22 protein-coding genes and 1 rRNA gene are annotated in these 23738 nt (G+C 69.1%); 1 reads left to right on the forward strand and 22 read right to left on the reverse strand.

The window, feature by feature from the left end; translation table 11 throughout:
- Both VFE28_11270 and tyrS read right to left on the reverse strand, forming a co-directional pair.
- Positions 1 to 133, reverse strand: a 16S ribosomal RNA gene (locus tag VFE28_11270); the annotation flags it as partial.
- Between the two features lie 459 nt (positions 134 to 592).
- Entirely contained in the window at positions 593 to 1819 is a 1227-nt protein-coding gene (tyrS, locus tag VFE28_11275) for a tyrosine--tRNA ligase (protein HZM16572.1), read from the reverse strand.
- A 220-nt stretch (positions 1820 to 2039) separates the two neighbouring features.
- Here tyrS and VFE28_11280 point away from each other — a divergent pair, with 220 nt between their 5' ends.
- Positions 2040 to 4169 carry a PBP1A family penicillin-binding protein gene (locus VFE28_11280; protein ID HZM16573.1) on the forward strand — a complete coding sequence of 710 codons (2130 nt, stop codon included), beginning with the start codon at positions 2040 to 2042 and terminating at the stop codon, positions 4167 to 4169.
- Positions 4170 to 4184: 15 nt separating this feature from the next.
- On the opposite strand, the gene VFE28_11285 is transcribed toward VFE28_11280, so the two are convergent.
- From VFE28_11285 to VFE28_11380, 20 genes are all read right to left on the reverse strand, one after another.
- Positions 4185 to 5090, reverse strand: a complete 906-nt coding sequence (locus tag VFE28_11285) for a proline dehydrogenase family protein (GenBank protein ID HZM16574.1) — start codon at positions 5088 to 5090, stop codon at positions 4185 to 4187.
- Positions 5091 to 5167: 77 nt separating this feature from the next.
- Positions 5168 to 6481, reverse strand: coding sequence for a thymidine phosphorylase (locus VFE28_11290; protein ID HZM16575.1), 1314 nt, complete (start codon positions 6479 to 6481; stop codon positions 5168 to 5170).
- Entirely contained in the window at positions 6478 to 7173 is a 696-nt protein-coding gene (gene deoC, locus VFE28_11295) for a deoxyribose-phosphate aldolase (protein ID HZM16576.1), read from the reverse strand. The genes VFE28_11290 and deoC overlap by 4 nt, the downstream gene beginning before the upstream one ends.
- Before the next feature lie 241 nt (positions 7174 to 7414).
- The gene (locus VFE28_11300) at positions 7415 to 7990 is read right to left on the reverse strand and encodes an RpiB/LacA/LacB family sugar-phosphate isomerase (GenBank protein ID HZM16577.1); all 576 of its coding nucleotides are present in this window, start codon (positions 7988 to 7990) and stop codon (positions 7415 to 7417) included.
- A 3-nt stretch (positions 7991 to 7993) separates the two neighbouring features.
- Positions 7994 to 8428, reverse strand: a complete 435-nt coding sequence (gene cdd / locus VFE28_11305; protein ID HZM16578.1) for a cytidine deaminase — start codon at positions 8426 to 8428, stop codon at positions 7994 to 7996.
- Positions 8425 to 9603, reverse strand: a complete 1179-nt coding sequence (locus VFE28_11310; GenBank protein HZM16579.1) for a phosphopentomutase — start codon at positions 9601 to 9603, stop codon at positions 8425 to 8427. Before VFE28_11310 ends, cdd begins: the two co-directional genes overlap by 4 nt.
- A gap of 11 nt (positions 9604 to 9614) precedes the next feature.
- Positions 9615 to 10787, reverse strand: a complete 1173-nt coding sequence (gene alr, locus VFE28_11315; protein ID HZM16580.1) for an alanine racemase — start codon at positions 10785 to 10787, stop codon at positions 9615 to 9617.
- 31 nt (positions 10788 to 10818) lie between these two features.
- The gene (locus VFE28_11320) at positions 10819 to 11823 is read right to left on the reverse strand and encodes an HD domain-containing protein (protein ID HZM16581.1); all 1005 of its coding nucleotides are present in this window, start codon (positions 11821 to 11823) and stop codon (positions 10819 to 10821) included.
- A 15-nt stretch (positions 11824 to 11838) separates the two neighbouring features.
- Positions 11839 to 12879 carry a DUF933 domain-containing protein gene (locus tag VFE28_11325; protein HZM16582.1) on the reverse strand — a complete coding sequence of 347 codons (1041 nt, stop codon included), beginning with the start codon at positions 12877 to 12879 and terminating at the stop codon, positions 11839 to 11841.
- 61 nt (positions 12880 to 12940) lie between these two features.
- Entirely contained in the window at positions 12941 to 13429 is a 489-nt protein-coding gene (locus VFE28_11330) for a hypothetical protein (GenBank protein ID HZM16583.1), read from the reverse strand.
- A gap of 19 nt (positions 13430 to 13448) precedes the next feature.
- The gene (locus VFE28_11335) at positions 13449 to 14270 is read right to left on the reverse strand and encodes a zf-HC2 domain-containing protein (protein ID HZM16584.1); all 822 of its coding nucleotides are present in this window, start codon (positions 14268 to 14270) and stop codon (positions 13449 to 13451) included.
- Positions 14267 to 14848 (reverse strand): sigma-70 family RNA polymerase sigma factor, encoded by a 582-nt coding sequence (locus VFE28_11340; GenBank protein HZM16585.1) that lies wholly within the window; start codon positions 14846 to 14848, stop codon positions 14267 to 14269. The genes VFE28_11335 and VFE28_11340 overlap by 4 nt, the downstream gene beginning before the upstream one ends.
- 61 nt (positions 14849 to 14909) lie before the next feature.
- On the reverse strand, positions 14910 to 16022 hold the full coding sequence (locus VFE28_11345) for a KpsF/GutQ family sugar-phosphate isomerase (GenBank protein HZM16586.1): 1113 nt from the start codon (positions 16020 to 16022) through the stop codon (positions 14910 to 14912).
- A gap of 33 nt (positions 16023 to 16055) precedes the next feature.
- Complete coding sequence (gene kdsA, locus VFE28_11350) at positions 16056 to 16910, reverse strand: 3-deoxy-8-phosphooctulonate synthase (GenBank protein ID HZM16587.1); 855 nt, start codon at positions 16908 to 16910, stop codon at positions 16056 to 16058.
- Between the two features lie 11 nt (positions 16911 to 16921).
- Complete coding sequence (locus tag VFE28_11355; GenBank protein ID HZM16588.1) at positions 16922 to 18559, reverse strand: CTP synthase; 1638 nt, start codon at positions 18557 to 18559, stop codon at positions 16922 to 16924.
- Positions 18560 to 18590: 31 nt separating this feature from the next.
- Complete coding sequence (kdsB, locus tag VFE28_11360; GenBank protein HZM16589.1) at positions 18591 to 19355, reverse strand: 3-deoxy-manno-octulosonate cytidylyltransferase; 765 nt, start codon at positions 19353 to 19355, stop codon at positions 18591 to 18593.
- On the reverse strand, positions 19355 to 20461 hold the full coding sequence (locus VFE28_11365; GenBank protein ID HZM16590.1) for a hypothetical protein: 1107 nt from the start codon (positions 20459 to 20461) through the stop codon (positions 19355 to 19357). Before VFE28_11365 ends, kdsB begins: the two co-directional genes overlap by 1 nt.
- 102 nt (positions 20462 to 20563) lie before the next feature.
- Positions 20564 to 20818, reverse strand: a complete 255-nt coding sequence (rpmA, locus tag VFE28_11370) for a 50S ribosomal protein L27 (GenBank protein HZM16591.1) — start codon at positions 20816 to 20818, stop codon at positions 20564 to 20566.
- Between the two features lie 25 nt (positions 20819 to 20843).
- Positions 20844 to 21158, reverse strand: a complete 315-nt coding sequence (rplU, locus tag VFE28_11375) for a 50S ribosomal protein L21 (GenBank protein ID HZM16592.1) — start codon at positions 21156 to 21158, stop codon at positions 20844 to 20846.
- 32 nt (positions 21159 to 21190) lie between these two features.
- A complete protein-coding gene (locus tag VFE28_11380) occupies positions 21191 to 23107 on the reverse strand; it encodes an Rne/Rng family ribonuclease (protein ID HZM16593.1) in 1917 nt (638 codons plus the stop codon).
- Between the last annotated feature and the right edge of the window lie 631 nt (positions 23108 to 23738).

Raw genomic sequence — 23738 nt, forward strand, 5'->3', positions numbered from 1 at the left:
AGGCAGGTTCCTCACGCGTTACTCACCCGTTTGCCACTTTACTCAGGAGCCGAAGCCCCTTTTCACGTTCGACTTGCATGCCTAATCCACGCCGCCAGCGTTCGTTCTGAGCCAGGATCAAACTCTCCGCTGTAAACACTCGTGCCGCTCGCTTGCGCGAGCGTCGTGAGCGTGACTGGATCGTTCGACCCAGTGATTCGGAGTGTGCCGTGCGAAACACGGCACCTGTCGAAACCCACGAATCGTTTTCAGGGCCAGACGTACGCTATCCAGTTTTCAAAGAGCGCGCCGTTACCGTCTCGGAGGGCGGCAACCAACCAGCTTGCCAGCTTATGCGTGCTGCCCAACCCTGTCAACCCCTGAAGCTCGGAAACACCGCGCCGGGCGCGCGCAGGCAAGGGCCCGCGCTCCAGGCTCCATACGGTCATCCCGAAATTCCTGCGGGGGGACCGGTCCGCGACGTCAACGCCTCCAGCTTCTGGAGTGCGGCGTCGCGCGACGCCACGCAAACAACCAGCCGGCCTTGCGTGCGCCGGAAGTGCCACGGGCGTCGTGCAGCAAGGCGCAGAATAGAGAGAACTCGGCACCCCTGTCAAGTCCCGACGGCGCCGGGGAAGAGGAGGCGGGCGAAGCGCCGCTTCCCCACCTTGAGAGTGCGTTGCCCGGTTCTACCGGGCTCCACCTGCGCCGCTTCGTCGTCCACCACTTGCCCGTCCAGGAGCACCGCTCCTTGCCGGACGAGACGGCGCGCCTCGCCCAGGCTCTGCACCAACCCGGAGCGCACCATCACCTCGATGACCCGCGCCGGCTGCTGCAAACGCACCTCCAGCATCTCGTCCGGCAGCTCCCGGCGGACGAAGATGCGGTCGAAGGCCGCCTCGGCCGCAGCGCTCGCGGCTTCGCCGTGATACTGCCGGACGAGCTCGCGCCCGAGCTCGCGTTTCACCTGTACCGGATTGAGGCGTCCCGCCGCCATCTGCACTCGGCGTTGCTCCACCTCGGCGGTGGGAAGATCGCTCAACAACACGAGATAGGTCATGAGAACGCTGTCCGGTATGGACATGAGCTTGCCGAACATCTCGGCCGGCGGGTCGTCGATGCCGATATGATTGCCCAGGCTCTTGCTCATCTTCTCCACCCCGTCCGTCCCGGGCAGGAGCGGCAGGGTCATCGCCACCTGGGGTTCCAGACCGTACTCGCGCTGCAGCTGCCTTCCCATGAGGAGATTCCACTTCTGATCCGTTCCCCCCAGCTCGACATCGGCCTTGAGCGCCACCGAGTCGTATGCCTGGACGAGGGGATACATGAACTCCAGCAGGCTGATCGGCTTCTGCGCCTCGAACCGGCGGCGGAAGTCGTCCCTCTCCAGCAACCTGGCGACGGTGGCGCGGCTCGCGAGCTCGAGCACCGCCTCGAAGTGCATCGGCTCGCACCATTTCGAATTGAACTCGATCCGCGTTCGTTCCGGGGCGAGGATCTTGAACACCTGGGTCTTGTAGGTTTCGGCGTTGGCCAGCACTTCCTCCCGGCCGAGCTGCTTGCGCGTTTCCGTGCGTCCCGAGGGGTCGCCGATGCGGCCGGTGAAGTCGCCGATGAGGAAGACCACGTCGTGACCCAGACGCTGGAAGTCACGCAACTTGCGTAGGGTGATGGTGTGGCCGAGATGGAGCTCCGGGGCGGTGGGATCGAAGCCCTCTTTGATCACCAGGGGGCGCCCGGTCCGCACGCTGTGGCGCAGCTTGGTCTCCAGCTCCTCCAGCGGGATGATCTCCTCCACGCCGCGCTGGAGGAGCGCGAGCTGTTGTTCCGCCGGGAGCACCTGGGGCCACCTCCGCCGCCGGCACTGGGGCCGGCCCGCCGGGGCCCATCGTCCACGGCCGGGAACCGGGGCGCAAGTCCATTGGTAAGGCGAAGGTGCCGGCTTCGCGCTTCGGGCTTGACGGGGGCACTCCCAGGGGGCCGGAATGCAACGGTCGGCGCGGCCCAAAAGGGGCGCACCGGAGGCCTGAAGGCCGCGAGGTAGCGCGAGGGGAAGACGGATGCCGCTGTTGGATTCCTGGCGTGCCAGCCGCTGGCGCCGGCCGCTCCCGGCCCGCGTCGCGCGGCTGGCGCTGCTCATCAGCCTGGTCCTGGTGACCGCGGGCGCCGGCATGCTTTGGGCGACCTACCGGGCGCTCGCCCCACAGCTCAAGCGCCTGCTGGAGCAGGTCGACTCGGTGAGCCCTGTAGGCGCCACCCTGGTGTTCGCCGGCTCGGGCGACACGCTCACCTCCTTCTATCGCCAGAAGCGGGTGAACGTGGACCTCGCCGATGTCCCCACGGATCTGCGGCAGGCGGTGCTGTCCGTCGAGGACTGGCGCTTCTACCACCACTGGGGCATCGACCTCTGGGGTCTGGCCCGCGCCGTCGTCGCCAACCTGCGCCACGGTTGGGGCAGCCAGGGGGCGAGCACGCTCACCCAGCAGCTGGCCCGCAATCTCATCCTCAAGTCCCACGAGCAGACGCTGACGCGGAAACTGAAGGAAGCGATGCTGACGCTGCGGCTCGAGCGCACCTACACCAAGGACGAGATCCTGCGCATGTACCTGAACGAGATCTATTTCGGCGAGGGGGCCTACGGCATCGAGGCGGCGGCGCGCACCTATTTCTCCAAGTCCGTCCGCGACCTGAATCTGCTCGAGTGCGTCACCCTGGCAGGGGTGCCGAAGAACCCCAACAACTACTCGCCGACGCGCAACCCGGAACGGGCACTGCGGCGGCGCAACCTGGTGCTACGCACCCTGGTGGATCACGACGTCTTGAGCGAGGCGAGCTACGACAGCATGGCGGCGCGCCCGCTCGGCACGCATCCCGCCGCCGGCGGTGACCAGCTCGGCGCCTACTTCGTCGAGGAGGTGCGCAAACACCTGGAGAGCGCCTACGGCGATTCCCTCCTCTACGAAGGCGAGCTGCGCGTCTACACGCGCATCGATCTCCGGCTCCAGGCCAGCATGGAGCGGGCCTTGGAGAAACGGCTGCACGAGATCGAGACCACCTACGACCTGCCCTACGAGCGCAACCTGGCCGATACCCTCGCTGCCGAAGAGCAACCGAAATACCTCCAGGGTGCGGCCATCGCCATCGACCCGCGCAGCGGCGCCGTCCTCGGCATGGTGGGAGGCAGGAGCTTCCACGACAGCCGCTTCAACCGTGCCACCCAGGCGCTCCGGCAACCGGGCTCCTGCTTCAAGCCCTTCGTCTACACCGCCGCCATCCTGGCGCACCGGACGCCCGCCGACATCATCCTCGACACGCCCCTGGTCGTCGACGTGGGCTACGGCCTCGGCCTGTGGAAGCCGCAGAACTACGAAAAGAATTTCAACGGCCCGGTGTCGCTGCGTTATGCCTTGGCCAAGTCGCTCAACATCCCGGCCATCAAGCTGCAAGAAGAAGTGGGCACGGACAAGGTGATCGCCGCGGCGCAGCGCTTGGGCGTCCGGACCAAGCTGGAGGCGGTGAAGTCTCTCGCCCTGGGGACCTCCGAAGTGACGCTGCAGGAGCTGGTGTCGGCGTACGGTACCTTGGCCAACGGCGGCATCTCCGCCGTGCCTTGGCTCATCGAGCGCGTCGAGGATCGTACCGGGAAGATCCTGGAGGAAACCCAGCCGCACCTCCAGGAAGCCTTGGAGCCCCAGGTGGCCTACATCGTCACCAACATGCTGCAGGCGGTGATCGATTGGGGCACTGGGCACAATGCGCGCGACCTGTACGGCCTCACGCTCCCCGCGGCAGGGAAGACCGGCACCACCGACGACACCGCCGACGGTTGGTTCGTGGGCTACACGCCGGAAATCGTGGTGGGCGTCTGGGCCGGCTACGACGAGCGCCGCTCCATCGGCCTCGCCGGTTCCGCCCTCGGACTGCCACCGTGGAGCGACATCATGCGGGAGTACTACGCCGGGAAACCGGCGCCGTCCTTCACGGCGCCCCGCGGCGTCGTCTGGGAGAGCGTCTGCACCGAATCGGGCAAGCTGGCGACGCCGCAATGCCCGAAGGTACAGAGCGAGGTCTTCCTGCAAGACGCCCGGCCCGAGCAGGAGTGCGACATGCACACCACGCGGGTCATGGACCTGGAGCGGAGCAGCAGCCTCCCCAGCCTCGAAGACCTCACGCCGCGCCAGCAACCTTGAGCACGACGGCGCGCCTCAACGACGCTCGAACAGACTCCGCAGCACGTGGCCGGCGATGGCCGGGTTCTCCTTGAGTCGCCGGATGGAGTAGGCGTACCAGTGGCTGCCGAAGGGAACGTAGACGCGGAGCGGATAGCCGGCGGCACGCAGGCGGCGGCGCCGATCCTCGCGGACACCGAGCAGCATCTGGAACTCGTAGCGGTCGCGCTCGACGCCCAGCTGGTGCACCAGCGCGCGGCTGCGCTCGATGAGGACATCGTCGTGGGTGGCGATGCCGACGAAACCGCCGCCGCGCAGCAGACGCTCGACCAGGGCGAGGAAGTTGCGGCGGATCTCCTCTCGGTCCTGAAAGGCGATGGCCCCGGGCTCCACGTAGATCCCCTTGCAGATGCGCACGCTCGGCTGCAGCGGCAGCAGCGCCTCCAGGTCGGCGCCGCTGCGGCGCAGGCGTGCCTGCAGCACCGCGCTCACCTGGGGGCTGTCGCGGCGGAGCGTTCGGTAGAGCTCCAGTGTCGCGTCGGTGCAGCTGCTGTCCTCCATGTCCAGGGTGACCAGGGTTCCCAGCTCCCGCGCGCGTTGCACCAGGGCGCGGAAATGCGACAGGCATGCTGCCGGGTCGAGCTTGAGGCCGAGCTGCGTCGGCTTCACCGATACCTGCGCGTCGAGCTGCTGCACCGCCAGGCCCTCCAGCAAGGCGAGATACTCCCGCCGCGCCGCGGCCGCTTCGTCGAGAGCCGTGACGAACTCGCCGAGCACGTCCACCGTGGCGCTGGCGCCGCTCTCGTTGAGAGCGCGCACCGTCGCCAGCGCATCCTGCAGAGCCTCGCCCGCGATGTAACGCGCCGACACCCGACCCACGACGGCGCGCGGGACGTAGGGCAGCACTTGCGCCACCACTCGATCGAGAGTTCCCAGGGCCACTCCTCCGTCCGCCGGCGCGCCGGTCACCCTCCTTGCCCGCGACGCCAGCGGTCACGAGCTCCTCGGTAGGGCCGCCTTCACACGCTCTCGGGATAACGTCCCAGGATCCAGGGCTTCGGCTCCGGGGCCGTGTCCCCCCAGGCGAGCGCTGCCTGCAACCGCGACACCACTCGCTTCGTGTCCGTCCCGGGCCGGGCCAGCACCTCGGCCACGGTCTCCCCCGCCTCGGCGTGGGCTCCGATCTCGACGTGCCAGCGCAACCCCACGCTCGGGTCGATGCTCTCGCCCTTGCGCTGCCGCCCGCCACCCAGTTCCACCACCGCCCAACCCACCTCGGTGCCCTGCACGGCGTGCAGCCAGGCACGGCGCGGAGCGCGCACCAGCGCCGCTACTGGCGCCAGGGGCAGACCACAATCCGGACGCTCCCAGTCGAGCCGGCCGCCCTGTCCTTCCACCATGCGGCGGAAGCGGTCGAGGGCACTGCCGTCGGCGAGGGTGGCGGCGGCGCGCCCCTTCGCCGCTGCCGCATCGCTTTCGAGACCGCCGAGCTGCAGCATCGCCGCCGCGAGCTCCAGCGTCACCTCGCGCAGCGCCGCCGGGCCGCGGCCGCGCAAGAGCTCCACCGACTCGATCACCTCGCTGGCGTTGCCTACCGCCATGCCGAGAGGTTCGTCCATACGGGTGAAGAGCACGCTCATGCGCAAGCCGAAATACTTTCCCGTCGCCACCAGGGCCTCGGCCAGGGAGCGAGCCTCCGGCAGGCTCTGCATGAAGGCACCGCTTCCGACCTTGACATCCATCACCACCGCACGCACTCCCGCCGCCAGCTTCTTGGAGAGGATGCTGGCGACGATGAGGGGGACGCAGTCCACCGTGGCGGTGACATCCCGCAGGGCATAGAGCTCCCGGTCCGCGGGGACGAGATCGTCACCCTGGCCGACGATGCTGCCGCCCGGAGCGGCGAGGAGACGCAAGAAACGCTGGCGCTCGAACACCGTCGAGTAGCCCGGGATCGATTCGAGCTTGTCCAGGGTGCCGCCGGTGTGACCGAGGGCCCGTCCGGAGAGCATGGGCACGCGCAAGCCGCAGGCCATGGCGATGCCGATGAGGGGCAGCGACACCTTGTCCCCGACCCCACCGGTGGAGTGCTTGTCCACCTTCGGCTCGGGGACGGAGGCGAGATCGATCTCGCTGCCGCTCTTCCACATCGCCCGCGTCAGCGCCGCCGTTTCCTCGACATCGAGACCACGGAACCACACCGCCATGAGGAAGGCGGCCAGCTGGTAGTCCGGGATGCGGCCGGCGACCGTATCCTCGACGAGGGCGGTGATCTCGCCGGCAGCGAGCTTGCCGCCCCGTTTCTTTCGTTCCAGGAGCTCGCGCAGGCTCATCGGCCTTGGCCGCCACCCTCCCGCATGATCTTCACCGAGGCGCTGGCGCCGACGCGATCGGCGCCGGCGCGGATCATGCGCTCCGCGGTTTCCCGGTCACGAATACCGCCGGCAGCCTTGACCCCCAGGTCCTCGCCGACGACGCGCCGCATGAGCTCCACGTCGGCGATGGTGGCGCCGCCGGGGCCAAATCCCGTCGAGGTCTTGACGAAATCGGCGCCAGCGAGCTGGGCGATGGCACAGGCCTGCACCTTCTCCTCGTCCGTGAGCAGTGCGGCTTCGATGATCACCTTGAGCAGAGCGGTGGCACCACAAGCCGCGGCGACGCGCCGAATGTCGCTCTCCACCGTGACGAAGTCGCCGGACTTGAGCGCCCCGACGTGCAACACCATGTCGATCTCGGTGGCGCCGGCGGCGATGGCCTGGCTGGTTTCGAACACCTTCACTTCCGTCGTGGTGGCGCCGAGGGGGAAGCCGACCACGGTGCAGACGGCGACGCCGGAGCCGGCGAGGAGCGCCCTCGCTTTCGCCACGTGCACCGGGTTCAAGCAGACGCTGGCGAAGCGGAACTCCCGGGCTTCGTGGCAGAGCTGCTCCACCTGGGTGTGGGTGGCCTCGGGACGCAGCAAGGTGTGGTCGATGCAGGGTGCGAGCTCGTCGGCGACCGGACCGGCGGGATAGCGCGCCGCCACCCGGCAGGCGCCTGCTTCCAGGATGCGTCGCACGGTGACGGGCCGGCGGCGGTGGCATTCGCCCCGGCCGGTGCAATGGAAGCAGGTCCCGTCGTCGGCCTCTGCTCCGGCGTGGGTCAGCGTTTCGAAGTCCTGGCGGAGGTCCTGCTCGTGCTGCGGTTCGAGCCTGGCCAGCACGAGCGCCGCGACGCGCTCGATGATTTCCTCGTCACCCATCCATCCTCCCCGGGACGGCAGGATCCTAGGGCACGCCGCCACCCCGCGCCAGCGGCGGCTTCTCCTGCCGCGCCGCATCCAAGCCCGCGAGCTTGGCCACCCGGAGGGCGTGCCGGCCAGCGGCGAAGGGCGTGCGCAACCACAGACGCAGCAATCGTCGCGCCTGTCCCGGGTGCAGCACCCGCGCGCCCAGGACCAGCACATTGGCGTCGTTGTGTTCGCGGCTATTGCGGGCGGTGGCTTCGTCGTGGCAGGTGGCGGCGCGGATGCCGGGAATCTTGTTCGCCGCCATGCAGGAGCCGAGCCCGGCGGCATCGATGACGATCCCGAAGCGACAGTCCCCGCTGGCGACGCGGCGAGCCACCGCGGCAGCGATGTCGGGGTAGTCCACAGGCTTCGTGTCCCCGGTACCGAGATCCTCCACCTCGACACCGAGCTCGACGAGCGTATGGTGCAGCTGGGCTTTGAGCGCCACACCGCCGTGATCGGCACCGAGGGCGACGCGGAGCCCGGCGCCCGCGTTCGAGCCCAGGCTGCGGTGCAGCGCCCGGCCGCGCCGGCGCCGCGCGCGCAACTGCTCCTGGATCTCCTCGAGGCGCATCGTTCACCCGCCGCGGGAGCGCAGCGCCCGCCGCCGCGCCGCGCCCGGGAAGCGCCGGAAGGGCCGCGGCAGCAACGCCGTGAGGTGTACCGTCTCCACCCGCCGCGGTCCAGCCAGGTGGATGGGCAGCTCGCGGGCGAACTCGACGAGGAATTGCAAGCACATGCCGCACGGTGGCGTCGGCGTGCCAGCGGCGGTATAGATGGCGAGCGCTTGCAGCTCGCCGACTCGCGTGCCGGCGGCCACCGCTTGCAGGAGCGCCGCGCGCTCGGCACAGATCCCGGCGCCGAAGCTGGCGTTCTCCACGTTGCAGCCGGCGAAGATCCGGCCATCCCGACGGCGCAGTGCCGCGCCCACCTTGAAACCCGAGTACGGCGCGTAGGCTCGCTGCCGCACCGCCCGCGCTGCGGCCACGAGGGCCTGTTCTGGGCGACTCATGGCGACTCCAGTGCGGGGAGGAAGCTGTGGCCCCCGAGCCTTTCCGGCCGTTGCAGGTGCTCCAGCACCGTGGCGGCGACATCCATGTAGCCGCGCCGATCGCCGAGAGCCGCGCCTTCGGCGTGCTGGGCCCGTTGTGCCAGCAGCGGCACGTATTCGCGCGAGTGGTCCGTGCTCGGTGTGGTCGGATCGTTGCCATGGTCCGCGGTCACCAGGAAGAGATCGCCTGACCGCAGTGCCGGCAGGAAGTCCGCGAGCCAGGCGTCGAAGTGGCGCAAGCCCTCGGCGTAACCGGCGACGTCGTTGCGATGCCCCCAGAGGGTGTCGAAGTCGTTGAGGTTGGCGAGGACGAGGCTGCCCGACGGCGCCTCCTGCACCCAGTGCTGCAACGCTGCCATGCCCGCCGCGTTCGTCGTGGTGTGGTCGGTGATGGCGAGGCCGCGACCGGAGAAGAGATCGTCGATTTTTCCGATGCCGACGACGGTGTGACCGGCGTCGTGCAACAGGTCGAGGAGCGAGGGCGCCGGCGGGGGCACGGTGAAATCCCGCCGCCGCGGCGTGCGCTGGTAGCTGCCGCTTGCCCCGGTGAACGGCCGGGCGATGACACGGCCGACACGATGCTCGCCGACGAGCTGCTCCCGCGCCAGGGCGCACCAGCGGTACAGCTCCTCCACCGGCACCACCTCCTCGTGCGCCGCGAGCTGGAAAACACTGTCCGCGGAGGTGTAGACGATCGGGCGCCCGCTCCGCACGTGCTCGTCCCCGAGCTCGTCGAGCAGCACCGTACCCGAAGCGGCGCGGTTGCCGAGCACGCCGCGACCGATGGCGCGCTCGAAGGGCTCGAGCACCGCCGCCGGGAATCCTTGCGGGTAGGTGGGAAAGGGTTGGGCGGTCACGATGCCGCACAGCTCCCAGTGCCCCGTGGTGCTGTCCTTGCCGGCGGAGACCGACGCCAGCCGCCCATGCGCGCCGGCGGGATGCGCCGCGGGTGGCGTCCCCGGAATGGCGGTGAGGTGCCCGAGGCCGAGGCTGCCGAGCACGGGCAACTCCAGCGCCCCGACCGCACGGGCGGTGTTGCCGACCGAATCGCTGCCGGCGTCGCCATAAGCGGCGGCATCCGGTGCTTCGCCGACCCCGACACCATCGAGAACGATGAGGAAGACCCGGCCGAGCAAGAGCCCTCCCGCTAGGCTTGGAGCTGGCGCACGCCGGTGAGGCCGCGCATGGACTCGACGCCGCCGTGACGCCGGAAGACACGCACGACGCGCTTCGAGATCCCGCACAGCACCTCGTAACCGATGACCCCGGTATGGGCGGCGATCTCGTCGACGCTGATCCTTTCCTCCCCCTGAGCGCCGAAGAGGACCACTTCTTCCCCCACCTGCGGCGCCTCGCTGCCGGTGAGGTCGACCATGGTCATGTCCATCGTCACCCGTCCGAGGATGGGGACCCGACGGCCGCGAAAGAGCATGCAGCCCCGCCCGGAAAAGGCCCGCGACAATCCGTGGCCGTAGCCCACCGGGACCACACCGATGTCCGCGGCGCGCCAGGTGTGGACATCGCCGCCGTAGCTGATGGGCGAGCGGGCAGGCAGATGCCGCACTTGCACCAAGCGGGCGTGGAAGCTCATCACCGGCCGCAGCGCCACCGGCGTTGCCAGATTCGGGTACGGCAAGCAGCCGTAGAGCATGCCGCCGGGGCGCACCATGTCCAGATCGGCTTCCCGCAGGTCCAGGATGCCGGCGCTGTTGCTGGCGTGCACCAACGGCACCTGGATGCCCGCGGCGCGCAGCCGCGCCACCAAGGCGGTGAAGGCAGTGCACTGGGCACGGGTGAACTCGGGGTCGGTATCGGAGACGGGGAAATGGGTGAACACGCCTTCGAGGAGGAGTCCCGGCAAACGGCTCAATTGCTCGATGCAGGGGGCGGCAAGGCTGGCGTGGATGCCGCTCCGACCCATGCCCGTGTCCACCTCCACGTGCACGGGGGCCAGCTGGTGCCGCCGCCGCGCCGCCTCGGCGAGCCGGGCGGCGAATTCCAGGTCGGGAACGGTGGTGCGTAGCTGCGCTTCCAGGAGCGCCGGGATCTCTTCCGGGAGACAGGGCGACAGCACCAGGATCGCCGCGTCGGTGCCGGCGGCGCGCAGCTCGCGGCCCTCGTCGACCGTAGCCACGCCGAGCATGTGCACCCCGGCACGCACCGCCTCGCGGGCCACCTCGACAGCTCCATGCCCGTAGGCGTCGGCCTTGACGATGAAGAGGATGCGCGTCTGCGGCCGGATGAGACGGCGAACCGCGCCGACGTTGTGGGCGAGAGCGTCGAGATCCACTTCCACCCACGCCGGCAGCGTGGTCGTCATCGCCACCCACCTCCGCTCTGGCGTCGCGGCTTCACGGCGATTCCCGGCGTCTTCCCCGACTGCCGCGATAGAGCGGCCGCTCCAGGAGTCGCACCGTCTCGGTCCAGCCATCCTCGCCGTGGCTGTCCAACAAGACCTGCGCCACCGCCTGCGTCTGTGCATCCAGATGGTCCAGGAGATGGGTGGCCATGGCCTCCAGGGTCATCGGCGGTTTCGGCGATCCCCGCTCCACGGCGCCATGGTGAGCGACGATGTTGTGTAGCACCCGCGTGCGCAGCTCGTCGGGGAATCCCTCGATGCGGTCGATGAACCGGGCCACCAGGATGCAGCCTTGCACCAGGTGCCCGAGCAGCTTGCCCGCGTTCGAATAGTCGATGCTGCTGTGCACCACCAGTTCCTCGATCTTGCCGATGTCGTGCAGGAGCACGCCCCCGACCAGGAGATCCTGGTCGAGGCTCGGATAGTTGTGGGCGAGGACCGCGGCCAGATCCAACATGGAGAGCACGTGCTCCAACAGGCCGCCGACGTAGGCGTGGTGCCAGCCTTTGCCCGCCGGTGCAACTTGGAAACGCCGGCGCACCTCGGGATCGCGGAAGAGGTCGCCGTAGAGCCGGCGCAACCAGGGATCCTGCACGCCGTCCACCGCCGTGAGCAAGCGCTCGTAGAGGGCGTCTAGATCCTGCCGCGACGTCGGCAGGAAGGCGGCCAGATCGTAGGCGCCGGGATCGGCGCGCTCCATGCGCTGCACCTTGATCTGCCGGGTATTCTGGTAGAGCTGCACCTCGCCGCGCACCCGCGCCAGGTCACCCGCTGCGATCTGCGCATCCACGAGTTCGGCGCCGTGCCAGAGCACGGCGTTGATTTGCCCGCTGCGATCGCCGAGCTGGAAGAGCAGGTAGCGCGAACCGTCCGGCTGCTCCCGTCGCACTTTCTTCTTCACCACCAGCACGCCGTCGGGATGCATGCCCGGCGCCAGATCGGCCACGCGCAGCGGCGGCACCGGTCCCGCGTCCCGCGTCTTCTCCTCCAGCGTCATCGCCGCCTCCGCGCCTCAGGAATGCCGCACGTGCATGATGTCGCCGTCCTGCACCACGTACTGTTTGCCTTCGAGTCGGAGCACGCCTTGCTCTCGCGCCGCGCCGAGGCTCCCGACCCGGAGGAACTCATCGTAGTGGATCACCTCGGCTCGGATGAAGCCCTTCTGCAGGTCCGAGTGGATCTTGCCCGCCGCCTCCGGCGCCTGGGCCCCGCGCCGCACCTGCCAGGCGCGCACTTCGTCCTCCCCGACGGTGAAGAAGCAGATGAGGTCGAGGAGATGGAAGGCGCGGCGCACGAAGGCGTCCCGCGCCTCTTCCACCAGGCCCAAGGAGGCCAGGTACTCCTGTCGTTCCGCCGCCTCCAAGGCGGCCAGCTCGCTTTCGATGCGGGCAGAGAGCACCAGTGCCTGCCGCCCCGGCCGCGTCTCCGGCAGCGGTGGCGGCGCCTGCAGATCTTCCTCACCCACGTTCCACACCACCAGCGCCGGCTTCAGACTGAGGAACTGGAAGCCCCGCAGGCGCACTTGCTCGGCCTCGCTCCACGCCCCCTCACGCAGAGGGATCTCGCTTTCCAGCGCGGTTCGCACCTTCTCCAGTAGCTGCCGTTCCGCTGCCGTCTCGGGTTTCTTGCCCTCCTTCGTCAAGCGCCGCAGACGGGTGTCCACGCGCTCCAGGTCGCGGAGAACGAGCTCCTCTTCCAAGCACTGCAGGTCCGCGCTGGCGGAGACCGAGCCTCGCGGTCGCGGCACCTCCGGCGCCTCGAAGGCGCGCACCACGAGCACGAGGACGTCCACGTCGCGCACGGCCGCCAGCATCGGTTCGGGCAAGACCGGCCCGTCGGCGCCGCGTTCGACGGCGGGATCGAGAAACACGATCTCGGCGAAGGTGGTCTTAGCGGGCGCGAAGAGGGCGGACAAGCGCTCCACCCGCGCATCCGGGACGCGCACCACGCCCGTCGCGGTCGGCGCCGTGCCGCGCCCCGGGGCGCGGCCGGCGACGGCGGCGAAGAGGGTGCTCTTCCCCGCGCCTTGCAAGCCCAGGAAACCGACGCGCACGGCTTCCTCCCTCGGCGGGCGCGACGGCGCCGCGCGGCAGACGACGATGCGAGTGAGAGGGCTACTTGGAAGTGATGGTCAACACCGCGGGAGCACAGGACCACTTCTCGAAGTTCTCGTCGCGGCAGGCCACGATCCCCAGGAAATCGGTCTTGTTTTCCGGCACCGTGCGCAGCGTCGCGCGCTCCAGGGGCTTGGTGGCCACCATCTTGAAGCGGTACACCGGCACCTGCTTCTGCTCCAGGCAATGGAAAGCCAAGTGCATGCCGGCGCGCGGCGTGCCCAGGGCCACCAAGGATTCCACCAGGAGATCCTCGCCCATGACCACGACGCCGTCGGGCACTTCGAGCTTGAACGCCACGGTCGAGATCTGCGGCTTCTCCGCGTCGCGCTCCGCCACCAGGTACACGGTGAAGGGCTTGCGGATCCCCACCGAGACTTGCTGCGCCCTGCTTTCCAGGTCGCTGAGCAGGAGCAAGCGTTCCCCGGCGGACGCCGCGACGGGCCCGAGAGCCAGGGCAAAGAGGACGAGGGCAGAGAGTCGGTTCATCGTACCTGGCGCCATCCGCTCACTCCAAGCGCTGCAAGAGGCCGAGCGCTCGGTCATACTCCGTGCTTCCGTGCGGGCCGACCCACTCGTAGACGAGTCCGCGCCGTTCCCAGAGAGCCACCGCACTGTCGTGCACGCGAAAGCGGGCGTGCCGCAGGCCGCCCTCGCTCCGCAGGTGCAGTGCCTGGAATTTTTCCGCCAAACCGTCGCTGATGTAAAGCGAAAAGAGGGCGCCGCTGCCAGAGCGATAGCAGATCTGGTTCACCGGCGTTCCTCCCCCGCACTGGCTCACCATGACGAGCTCCAGTCCAGCCCCCCGCAAGTCCCGCACCACGGCACCTGCCGATGGCGCCTCGAGGCGGTCGCCGAGACCACGATGGAGGTCGCGGCAGCATCGCGGCACCGGGCCGCCGAAGCTGCGCGCGTGCGCCTCGTGGCGCTGGACCGAATCCTCGGCCAGCGCCGGGGCCCGCAGCACACTGCGAACGGGCAAGAAGACCAGACATGCAAGGACCGTGACCATGGCGAGGCGCGGCGTCCACGGCGAGGCCAGCAGCCGCTGCCAGGGTGCGGCACCGCCGGCTCCCGGGACCGCCGCCGCGGGCCCTGGCGCTGCTCCGGTGCCGAAAGCGGAGCGCAGACGGCGGGAGAAGGCCGGGTTCGCCGCTGGCGCGGGCGGCAACTTCTGGCGCAACAAGCCGGCGAACTCCGGGGGCAGCAAGGGTTCTGCCTGGCAGGTGGGGCACGTCTCCAGGTGGAGCGCCACCTGCGCCGCCGCCGCCGCGGGCAAGGCACCACGCAGGAAGAGGAGCAGCTGGTCGTGCTCCAGGTTGCAACTCATGGATTCGTTTCCTTCAACACCCCGCGACGGCGCGCGTAGCCGCGGAGCGCCGTTTGCAGCAGTTTGCGCGCGCGGAAGAGGCGCGACATCACCGTGCCGATCGGGATGTCGAGGATCGTGGCGATCTCCTTGTACGCGTACCCTTCCTCGGCGTAGAGAAGGAGTATCAGAAGGAACTCTTCCGGCAACTGCTCCAGGGCCGCGGCGAACTCGTCGTCCAGGAGCGCGGCGAAAGCCGCCAGATCGCCGTGGTTCGGCGTTTCGTCCGGCGCTGGCGCCGCCCCAGGCACCGCCGCCGCGACCGCGTCGAAATCGACCTGCGGCGGTTGCTTGGCCTCCTTGACTGCCTGGTTGATCCGCGTGTTCGTCAGGATCTTGAGCAGCCAGGCCTTGCAATGGGTGCCGGGCTCGTACCGATCCCAGAAGCGATAGGCCTTGAAGTAGGTTTCCTGGACCAGGTCCTCGGCATCGCTGGTGTTTCGCGTCAGGCGCACCGCGGTGCGGTAGAGGGCCTCCAGGTGCGGCAAGGCCTCGGCCTCGAAGCGGCGCCGGCGCGCCACCTCGTCCTCGTACGCCATCGCGTCCCCCCGAAAAAAGCATCGCGAGAGCGTTTTTTATTCCAGGGCGCCGCAGCGGCGCTCAAGGCGGCGGCGCCGTGGCGAGTCCCACACGGACGATGTCGTGGAGATGGATGGCCCCGAGCAGCCTCCCCTCCTCATCCACCACCGCGAGCTGGGTGATGGCGCCGCCGGGGTTCTCCTCCATCCGCCGCAGCGCTTGCACCACCAGGGCTGCCGCCTCGATGCGCTTCGGCCCCTGGACCATGACGCTGTGCACCGGCCGCTGCAGCCCCTCGGCATCACGCACCAAGATGCGCTTCAGATCCCCATCGGTGATGATCCCGAGCAGCTTCTCGCCCGAATCCACGACGAAGACGCAGCCCAAGCGCTTCTCCATCATGACGAACAAGGCGTTGCGCAGCGTGGTGTCGGGCTGCACCCGGGGCAGTTCCTCGCCGCGCTTCATCACCTCCCCCACCGTGAGAACGAGGCGGCGGCCGAGAACGCCGCTCGGATGCACGGCGGCGAAGTCCTCGGGCTGGAAGCCCCGACGCTGCAGCAGCGCCACCGCCAGGGCATCGCCCACAGCGAGCGTCGCCGTGGTGCTGGCGGTGGGCGCCAAATTGAGGGGACAGGCTTCCTCGGGAACGCGGCAGTCGATGACCAGTTGGCTCGCTCGAGCGATCCAGGATTCCCGATTCCCGGTGAGCGCGAGGAGCGGGAGATGCATGCGTTTCGCCGCCGTCACCAGCTCCTCGAATTCCTCGTTGGCGCCGCTGTAGGAGACGGCGACCACCACGTCACCAGCGGCGAGGAGCCCCAGGTCGCCGTGGGCTGCTTCCACCGGATGCAGGTAGAAACTCGGCGTTCCCGTGCTCGTCAGCGTCGCGGCGATCTTCTTGGCCGCGATGCCGGACTTGCCGACACCGGAAACCACGACGCGGCCGCTGCAGGCCTCGAGGAGGTCCACGGCGGCCACGAACGAGGCACCCAGGCGCTGTTGCACCGCGCGCAAGCCCGCGATTTCCTTGTCGAAGACGAGATGGGCGTCCTGCAGCGCCTGACGGGCGGCGGCACTCGCTGCCGCGCCGGATCCACCCGGCGCCGCCTCGGATTCATCCTGCCCGGCGGCGGTGACCGCCCCGCCGGCCGGACGCCGGTGGCCCAGGGTGCGACGCTCTGGCCGATCCATCTGCTCCTCCACCGTCGGCTCGACTTCTCGACTCTAGTGTTGCGTTTGCTGGCTGCGACGGCGCGTCTCGTGGAACTCCCGCGCCTCGGCGAGCAGCGCTGGCACCGCCGGCAAGGGAATCTGGGTGTGCCGGTCGCTCCAGGCGCGTTCCGGCTCCGGATGGGCTTCCAAGAAGAGGGCGTCGACGCCAGCGGCGCACGCCGCCCGCGCCAGCACGGGGGCGAATTCGCGCTCGCCGCCGCTTTCGCGGCCGGCGCCACCGGGCCGCTGCAAGCTGTGGGTGACATCGAAGACCACGGGATGCCCGAAGCGACGCAGGATGGCGAGGCTGCGCATGTCCACCACCAGGTTGCCGTAGCCGAAGGTGGTGCCGCGCTCGGTGAGCAGGAGACCGCCGCTGCCGCGAGCCTCGTATTTGCGCACCAAGTGCTCCACATCGTCGGGGGCGAGGAACTGCCCCTTCTTCACGTTCACGCACCGCCCGGTGGCCGCCGCTTCCAGCAGCAAGCGGGTCTGGCGGCAGAGGAACGCCGGGATCTGCAGCACGTCCAGAACCTGGGCCGCCGCGGCGATCTCGCCGCGTTCGTGCACATCCGAGAGCACCGGCACGCCGATCTCGGCGCGCACTCGCTCCAGCACGCGCAAGCCTTCTTCCAACCCGGGGCCCACCGGGGAATCCACGGCGGTACGATTGTCCTTCAGGTAGCTCGACTTGAAGACGAAACCCAGCTCCAAGCCGCGACAGAGCTGGGCCAGGGTGGCGGCGGTGCGCAGCGCTTGGTCGGCGCTCTCGATGACGCAGGGACCGGCGATGACCAGCAACGGCGCCTGCCCGCCCACGCGTGCCGGCGTGCCGGCATCGCCGCCGATGACGAATTCCCGCGCCATGGAGCTCCTCGTCAGTGCAGACCCGCCTGCGCCGCTTCGGGCGCTCCGGGGGCGCCGGCATCACGCTGCGCCTTGGCGGCGGCCACGAAGCGCCGGAAGAGCGGGTGCGGGCGTTCGGGCCGGCTCTTCAGCTCCGGGTGGAACTGGACCGCCAGGAAGAATGGATGCTCGGGGATCTCGACGATCTCGACCAGCTGACCGTCGGGAGACACGCCGGAGATCGCCATCCCCGCAGCGGCGAGACGTTCGGCGTAGGCCGGGCTCACTTCCCAGCGATGCCGGTGGCGTTCGTGCACCTCCGCGGTGCCGTAGGCTGCGGCCGCCAGCGACCCCGCGCGCAGCTTGCAAGGGTAGCTCCCGAGTCGCATGGTGCCGCCTTTCACGACCCCGTTCTGGTCCGGCAGGAGATCGATGACCGGATCCGGAGTGGTGGGAGCGAACTCGGAGCTGTTGGCTTCGGCGAGACCGAGGACGTTGCGGGCGAACTCGATCACCGCGCACTGCAGCCCCAAGCAGATGCCGAAGAGCGGCACCCGGTGCTCTCGCGCCCAACGACAAGCGGCGATCTTGCCCTCGATTCCCCGCTCGCCGAAACCGCCGGGGACGAGAACCCCGCTCACCCCGCGCAGCAGTGCGGCGGCGCCCCGACCCTCCACTTCCTCCGAGCTCACCCAGCGGATGCGGACCCGGACGCGATTCTCCACCCCGGCGTGGGTGAAGGCCTCGATGATGCTCTTGTAGGCGTCCTGCAGCTGCACGTACTTGCCACAGACGGCGATCTCCACTTCGTCGCGGATCTCGCGCAGGCGCTGCACCATCTGCCGCCAGGAGTCCAGCTGCAGGGGCTGCGCTTCCACGCCCAGTCGCTCCAGGACGATGGCGTCGAGCTCCTGCTCGGAGAGCAAGAGCGGCACCTCGTAAATGGATTGCACGTCCGGGACGGCGATGACGGCACGGGTCTCGACGTTGCAATAGAGGCCGATCTTGCGCAACACCGCTTCGCCGAGCGCCATCTCGGTGCGGCAGAGCAGCACGTCGGGCTGCAGCCCGATGGAGCGCAAGGTGGCGACGCTGTGCTGCGTCGGCTTGGTCTTCACTTCCTTGGCGGCCCGAATGTAGGGCACCAAGGTGGCGTGCACGTTCATGCACTGCCGCGGTCCCACCTCGAGGCGGAACTGGCGCACGGCTTCCAGGAAGGGCAGGCCCTCGATGTCGCCCACGGTGCCGCCGATCTCGGTGACCACGATGTCGTTGCCGTCGGCGGCGGCGCGGATGCGTTCTTTGATCGCATCGGTGACGTGCGGCACGACCTGCACCGTGTGTCCGAGGAAATCGCCGCGGCGCTCCTTGCGGATGAGGGACTCGTAGATCTGTCCTGCCGTGGTGTTGTGCTGACGCCCGAGGTTGACATCGGTGAAGCGCTCGTAGTGGCCCAGATCGAGATCGGTCTCGGTGCCGTCGTCGGTGACGAACACCTCGCCGTGCTGGAAAGGACTCATGGTCCCGGGGTCGACGTTCAGATAGGGGTCGAACTTCTGCAGCGCTACCTGCAGCCCCCGGCGCTTGAGCAACAGGCCGAGAGAGGCGGTGACGATTCCTTTCCCCAGGGAGGAAACGACACCGCCGGTGATGAAAACGTACCTGGTCATGCTGCGCCCCTCGGTCCCGGCATGCACCCTCTCAAATGTGCGGCACTCCTGGCGATTCTAGGGAGGGCTGCAGGCGCGTGGCAACGGCTTTCAGGTCGGCCGGCGTATCCACGCCCCGTGTGGCGTGGGCGGTAACGAGCACGTGGATGGGGATGCCATGCTCCAGGGCCCGGAGCTGCTCCAGGTTCTCCCGGCGTTCCAGCGGGCCCGGGGCCAAGCTCACGAAACGGAGCAGCGTCTGCCGCTGGAAAGCGTAGAGGCCGATGTGATGCAAGAACGTCGTCTCCCCGCCGTCGTCATGGGGCAAAGGGGCGCGGGAAAAGTACAGTGCCTTGCCGGCCGCGTCGGTCACCACCTTGACCACCTGCGGAGCGTGGAAATCCTCCACCACGGTGCTGGGATGTGCCGCGGTCGCCATCTCGACCTGCGGCTGCGACTCGACGAAACGCACGAGTTCGCCCAGCAATGCCGGGGGCAGCAAGGGTTCGTCGCCTTGCACGTTGTAGACCCAGGCATCGGAGGGGAAAGCCGCGGCCACTTCGGCGACGCGCTCGGTCCCGGTGCGGTGTGCCATGCTCGTCAGTCGCGCCTCCCCGCCGGCGGCACCGACGGCGGCGGCGATCCGTGCGTCGTCGGTGGCGACGCACACCGTGTCGAAGAGAGCGGCGGCGTGCACGCGCTCGAGCACGTGCACCACCATGGGCTTGCCGGCGAGCAACGCCAGGGGCTTGCCGGGGAAACGGGTGGAAGCGAAGCGGGCGGGGATCACTGCGGCGCGGTGGCGTCGGGTGGCCATCATTTCCTCGGCGGCAGGTTCAGCGTGTCGCCGGCGTGCACCCGGTAGACCTCGGGTTGCGGCTCCAACCGCCGCCAGCGGATCTTCTCGGCGCCCTCCAGCATCGCCACCAACACCCGTGTCGGCAACACTTGCGCCACGCCGTCCCGTTGGTCCACGAAAGCGATCTGGCCCCGGTTGCTCACGTCCAGCTTGCCGGGCGCGGCGCCGGGGATCTGGCCCCGGATCTCCCAGCGCCCGACGCGGCGGAGGCTGCTGCGTTCGAGCAGCAGCAGCGCTCCGGCTCCGGCGTCGGTGAGAACGACGAACCGATCCTGATCCACGTAAGCCTCTTTCCCCTCCGTGGGCAGGATCATGAACGGCGGCACCTCGACACCGCCCGTGCCCTGGACGCCGAGGGACGCTGCTGTGGCCGAGCGTAGACGCCGGTAGGTGCCGTTGGCATCGAGGTCGTAGACGGCCACACACACCGAGCCGCGGCCGGCGACGACGATTTCCGCCCCGGCGCTCACGGCCACACCCACCGCGGGCAGCAGGTCCGCTTCCAGGCTGAAGCGCCATGCCGGCGGGCTCGGGAAGCCGAGGAAAACCAGGACTTCCTTTCCCCAGAGGACGGCGAGGAGGCCGGAGCCGTTGGCGTCCACGTCGGTCGAGGTGGCGATGCCCTTGCCCACGCGCAGGCTATCGGCGCGGCCGCCACGCCAGAGCCACAACCGGCCGTCGGCGTCGAGAACGTAGGCACCTTCCTGGCCGGAGCGCACGTGCGTCGCCACGCCGCCCCGGAGCTCTGTGCCGCCAAGCCGACCCATGGCCTCGCCGGCCTTGGCGGTGTCGCGGATCGGGCGGCAGGCGATCCCGGCGAGACCGGGTGCGGTCGGATCCAGGATCCACACCACGTCGTCGGGCTTCACCGAGCCCGTGTTCCCCTGGCCGAAGGAGAGGTCCAGCGCCTTGCCCGGCGCCGCCACACGAACGATCTCGCTGAAGAGGATGTACTCCTTGACCTCCGCCGGGCTTGGCTCGGGTGTGGTGGTTTGCGCGCCGGCGTTGCCGGCGGCGAGCAGAGCAAGGAGGCCGAGGAGAACGGGGCGATGCATTCGCTGCACCCAGCTTCGTAAGTTCCGGGCCCAAAAAAGGACACGGGGGCTATCGTGCGAGCCCCCGTGTTCATGTTCGCGTACGCTGCGCCGGCGCGCAAGGTCTCGGGCTCAGCTCGTCTCGATGCGGACCGCTTTGCGCTCGCGCCCGACCCGCTCGAAGACCACGCGGCCGTCGACCAGAGCGAACAGGGTGTGGTCGCGCCCGCTGCCGACATTGTCGCCCGCGTGGATGCGCGTACCGCGCTGGCGCACCAGGATGTTGCCAGCCCGCACCTGCTGGCCGTCGCCGCGCTTGACGCCGAGGTATTTCGGGTTGCTGTCGCGCCCGTTGCGCGTCGAACCTTGACCTTTTTTGTGTGCCACGTCTTGGACTCCCGCCGCGACGACTCTAGGGCAGTCGGATCGCCTGGATCTCGATGGAGGAATACGGCTGCCGGTGCCCGTTGCGCTTCTTGGAATCCTTGCGCCGGCGCTTGCGGAAAACGATGATCTTGCGCTCCCGCGAGTGCTCCAGCACCCGGGCGGTGACGCGCGCGCCCTCCACCGTCGGGGCGCCGGTGAGCATGGCCGCGTCGCTCCGGACGAGGAGAACGTGGTCGAACTCCACTTCAGCCCCCGGCGCGGCGTCGAGCCGGGGCACCCGGAGGCGCTGCTCGGGCCTCACCTCGAACTGCTTGCCTGCGATCTGAACGACTGCGAACACGGCTCATTCCTCTCGCCAAACGCTCTTCTCTATCAATCCGGGGGGCCATCCGTCAAGCCCGAGGGGCTCGGCGGGCCCTGGCTGGGCTCGGCAGTCCGCGTCCCGGCTTCGTTCAGCCGCGGGTTGTCTTCCAGGTACGGCCGGCCCCGCCTGCCGCGCCCGCGCCCGCCGCGGCGCCGCCTGCCGCCGCTACCGCCGCTGCCGTAACCCTCCCGCGGCGGCCCGCCGCGGCGTCCGGGGTCGCCGTTCGGCCGCCGGCGCTCGGGCGGCCGCGCCGGCTCGGGCCGCGCCACATCCGGTCGCGCCACCGGGCCGGCTTCACCGCTCGCGACTCCGGCCGGAGCCGGGCCGCGCCGTCCCCGCAACGGCGCCGGGCGCCGGCGCGGTCCCAGGTCCGGCGGGCCTGGCCGTGCATCGCCGTTGCCGCGCAGATGGGAGACGAAGCGCATGAGGTCCTCGCCGCTCTCCACCGACACGAGGCGGAAGTCCTCCCGGTGCAGCCGCGGATCGTCGACGAGATCCACCATCACCCCGGTCACCTGCATGAGCTCGCGCAAGCGCTGCCAGCGCTCCTCGCGCAGGAAGAGCACGAGCCTGGGGCTGGCCTGCAGGCGCAGCTCCCGCGCCCGGGTGTAGTGGCTCACCCGGCGGAGCATGCGCTCGATGCGGTTGGCGATGGAGTCGAGGGAGAGCACGTGCCCGGTGCTCTCGCAGTAGGAGCACTGGTCGCTCATGAAGTGGTAGAGGCTGGGGCGCACGCGCTGGCGACTCATCTCCACCAGACCCAGGTCGCTGACCTGGAAAGCCTTGGTCTTGGCCCGGTCCTGCTTCAGAGCGGAACGCAGCTCCTGGAAGACCCGCCTCTTGTTGGCCTCGCTTTCCATGTCGATGAAGTCGATGACGATGATGCCGCCGATGTCCCGCAGCCGCAGCTGCCGGGCGATCTCCCGCGCCGCCAGCATGTTGGTCTTGAGGATGGTCTCTTCTTGGTTCTTCTTCCCCGTGAACCGGCCGGTGTTGACGTCCACCGAGACCAGCGCCTCGGTCTGCTCGATGACGACGTAACCGCCCTTCTTCAACCACACCTTGCGGTCCAGGGTCTTGTCGATCTCGCTCTCCACCCCGTAGCGGTCGAAGATCGGCATGGGTTCCTCGTACAGCTTGACCTGACGCAGCATGTCCGGAGCGATGTCCTTGAGATAGGCGGTGAGCTGCTCGTGGGCCTTGCGGTCGTCCAGCACCAGGAGGCTGACGTTCTCGTTCAGGATGTCCCGCACCAGGCCGATGACCAAGCCGACGTCTTCGTGCACCAGGCTCGGGGCCGGCGCCGCCGCCGCCTTTTCCTGGATGCGCTTCCACAGGTGCACCAGGTTCTCCACGTCCACTTCCAAGGCGCGGCGTTCCACCCCCTCGCCGACGGTGCGGACGATGAGGCCGCAGCCTTGGGGCTTGAACTCCTCCACCAGGGCCTTCAGGCGCACGCGCTCGGCGCGCTCCTCGATCTTGCGGGAGACGCCCACGTGATCGGCGTTGGGCATGATCACGGCGTAGCGCCCGGGGAGCGAGATCTGCGTGGTGATGCGTGGGCCCTTGGTGGCGATGGGCTCCTTCGTCACCTGGACGAGGATCTCCATGCCCCGTTTCAGAACGTCCTGGATGGCGGGGAGCTGGCGATTGTCGCCACCGCGGCGGCGTTCGCCTGGCTCTTCCTCGTCGTCGCTGGGATCGACGAGGTCGGAAACGTGCAGGAAGGCGGCCTTCTCGGCCCCGATGTCCACGAATGCGGCTTGGATACCCGGAAGAACGGCGGTCACCACGCCCTTGAAGATGTCCCCCACCATGCGCTTGTTTTCGGCGCGTTCGATGAGGAGTTCAACCAGCTCCTTGTCTTCGAGGATGGCGATGCGAACCTCGTAGGGCGTCGAGTTGACGATGATTTCCTTTTGCATGGAATGTCACTGGATTCCCGCTCAGGCGCGAGGGTCGGGGCGCCGCGGTGGTCGGTCCGGTCGTCGCTGGTCGCAGATGTGACGGCATGGACTCTCCCTGGGGCAGGTGCGTGACCCTCGTCCAGTGGCTCACCGTGGACGTGCCGGTCCGGAGGTCGCACACGAGGTGCTGCTGGATTCGGACCCCTGCCGGCTCGGTCTCGTTCCCTGCCAGGTTCGACCGGTTTAGGACCCACGGGGTGCTCGAGCGCTCGATCCCCGTCGATCCCGCGGCTCCTCGGTGTTGTACTCCCACGGAAGCGACTGCGCTCCTGTCTCCCCCGGGTTCCGCGGCTGCCCGCCTGTTTCGGCGCCGCATGCAGGCCCTGGGGAGGTCGCTTTCCGCGACTTCTTCGAGAGTTCCGGTGTCGCCTCGGGCGTCCGGCCCGCCCGACTTCCTGGGGCGTTCGGCGCGGACCGCCGGCGGCGCTCGCCGGCTCTTCGGGGCCGTGCCGACGCGACGGTGGCGCGACCCCCGTGGCCGATCGGCCACGTCAAAGCCTGTCAATGATTTATGTAACATAGAACGGGCCTCCAACGCAATGAAGAACGCAGCCGGCGGGGGCAGACCCGCCACTCGGGCGGTCCCGCC

The sequence above is a fragment of the Candidatus Krumholzibacteriia bacterium genome, assembly GCA_035649275.1.
GTDB lineage: Bacteria > Krumholzibacteriota > Krumholzibacteriia.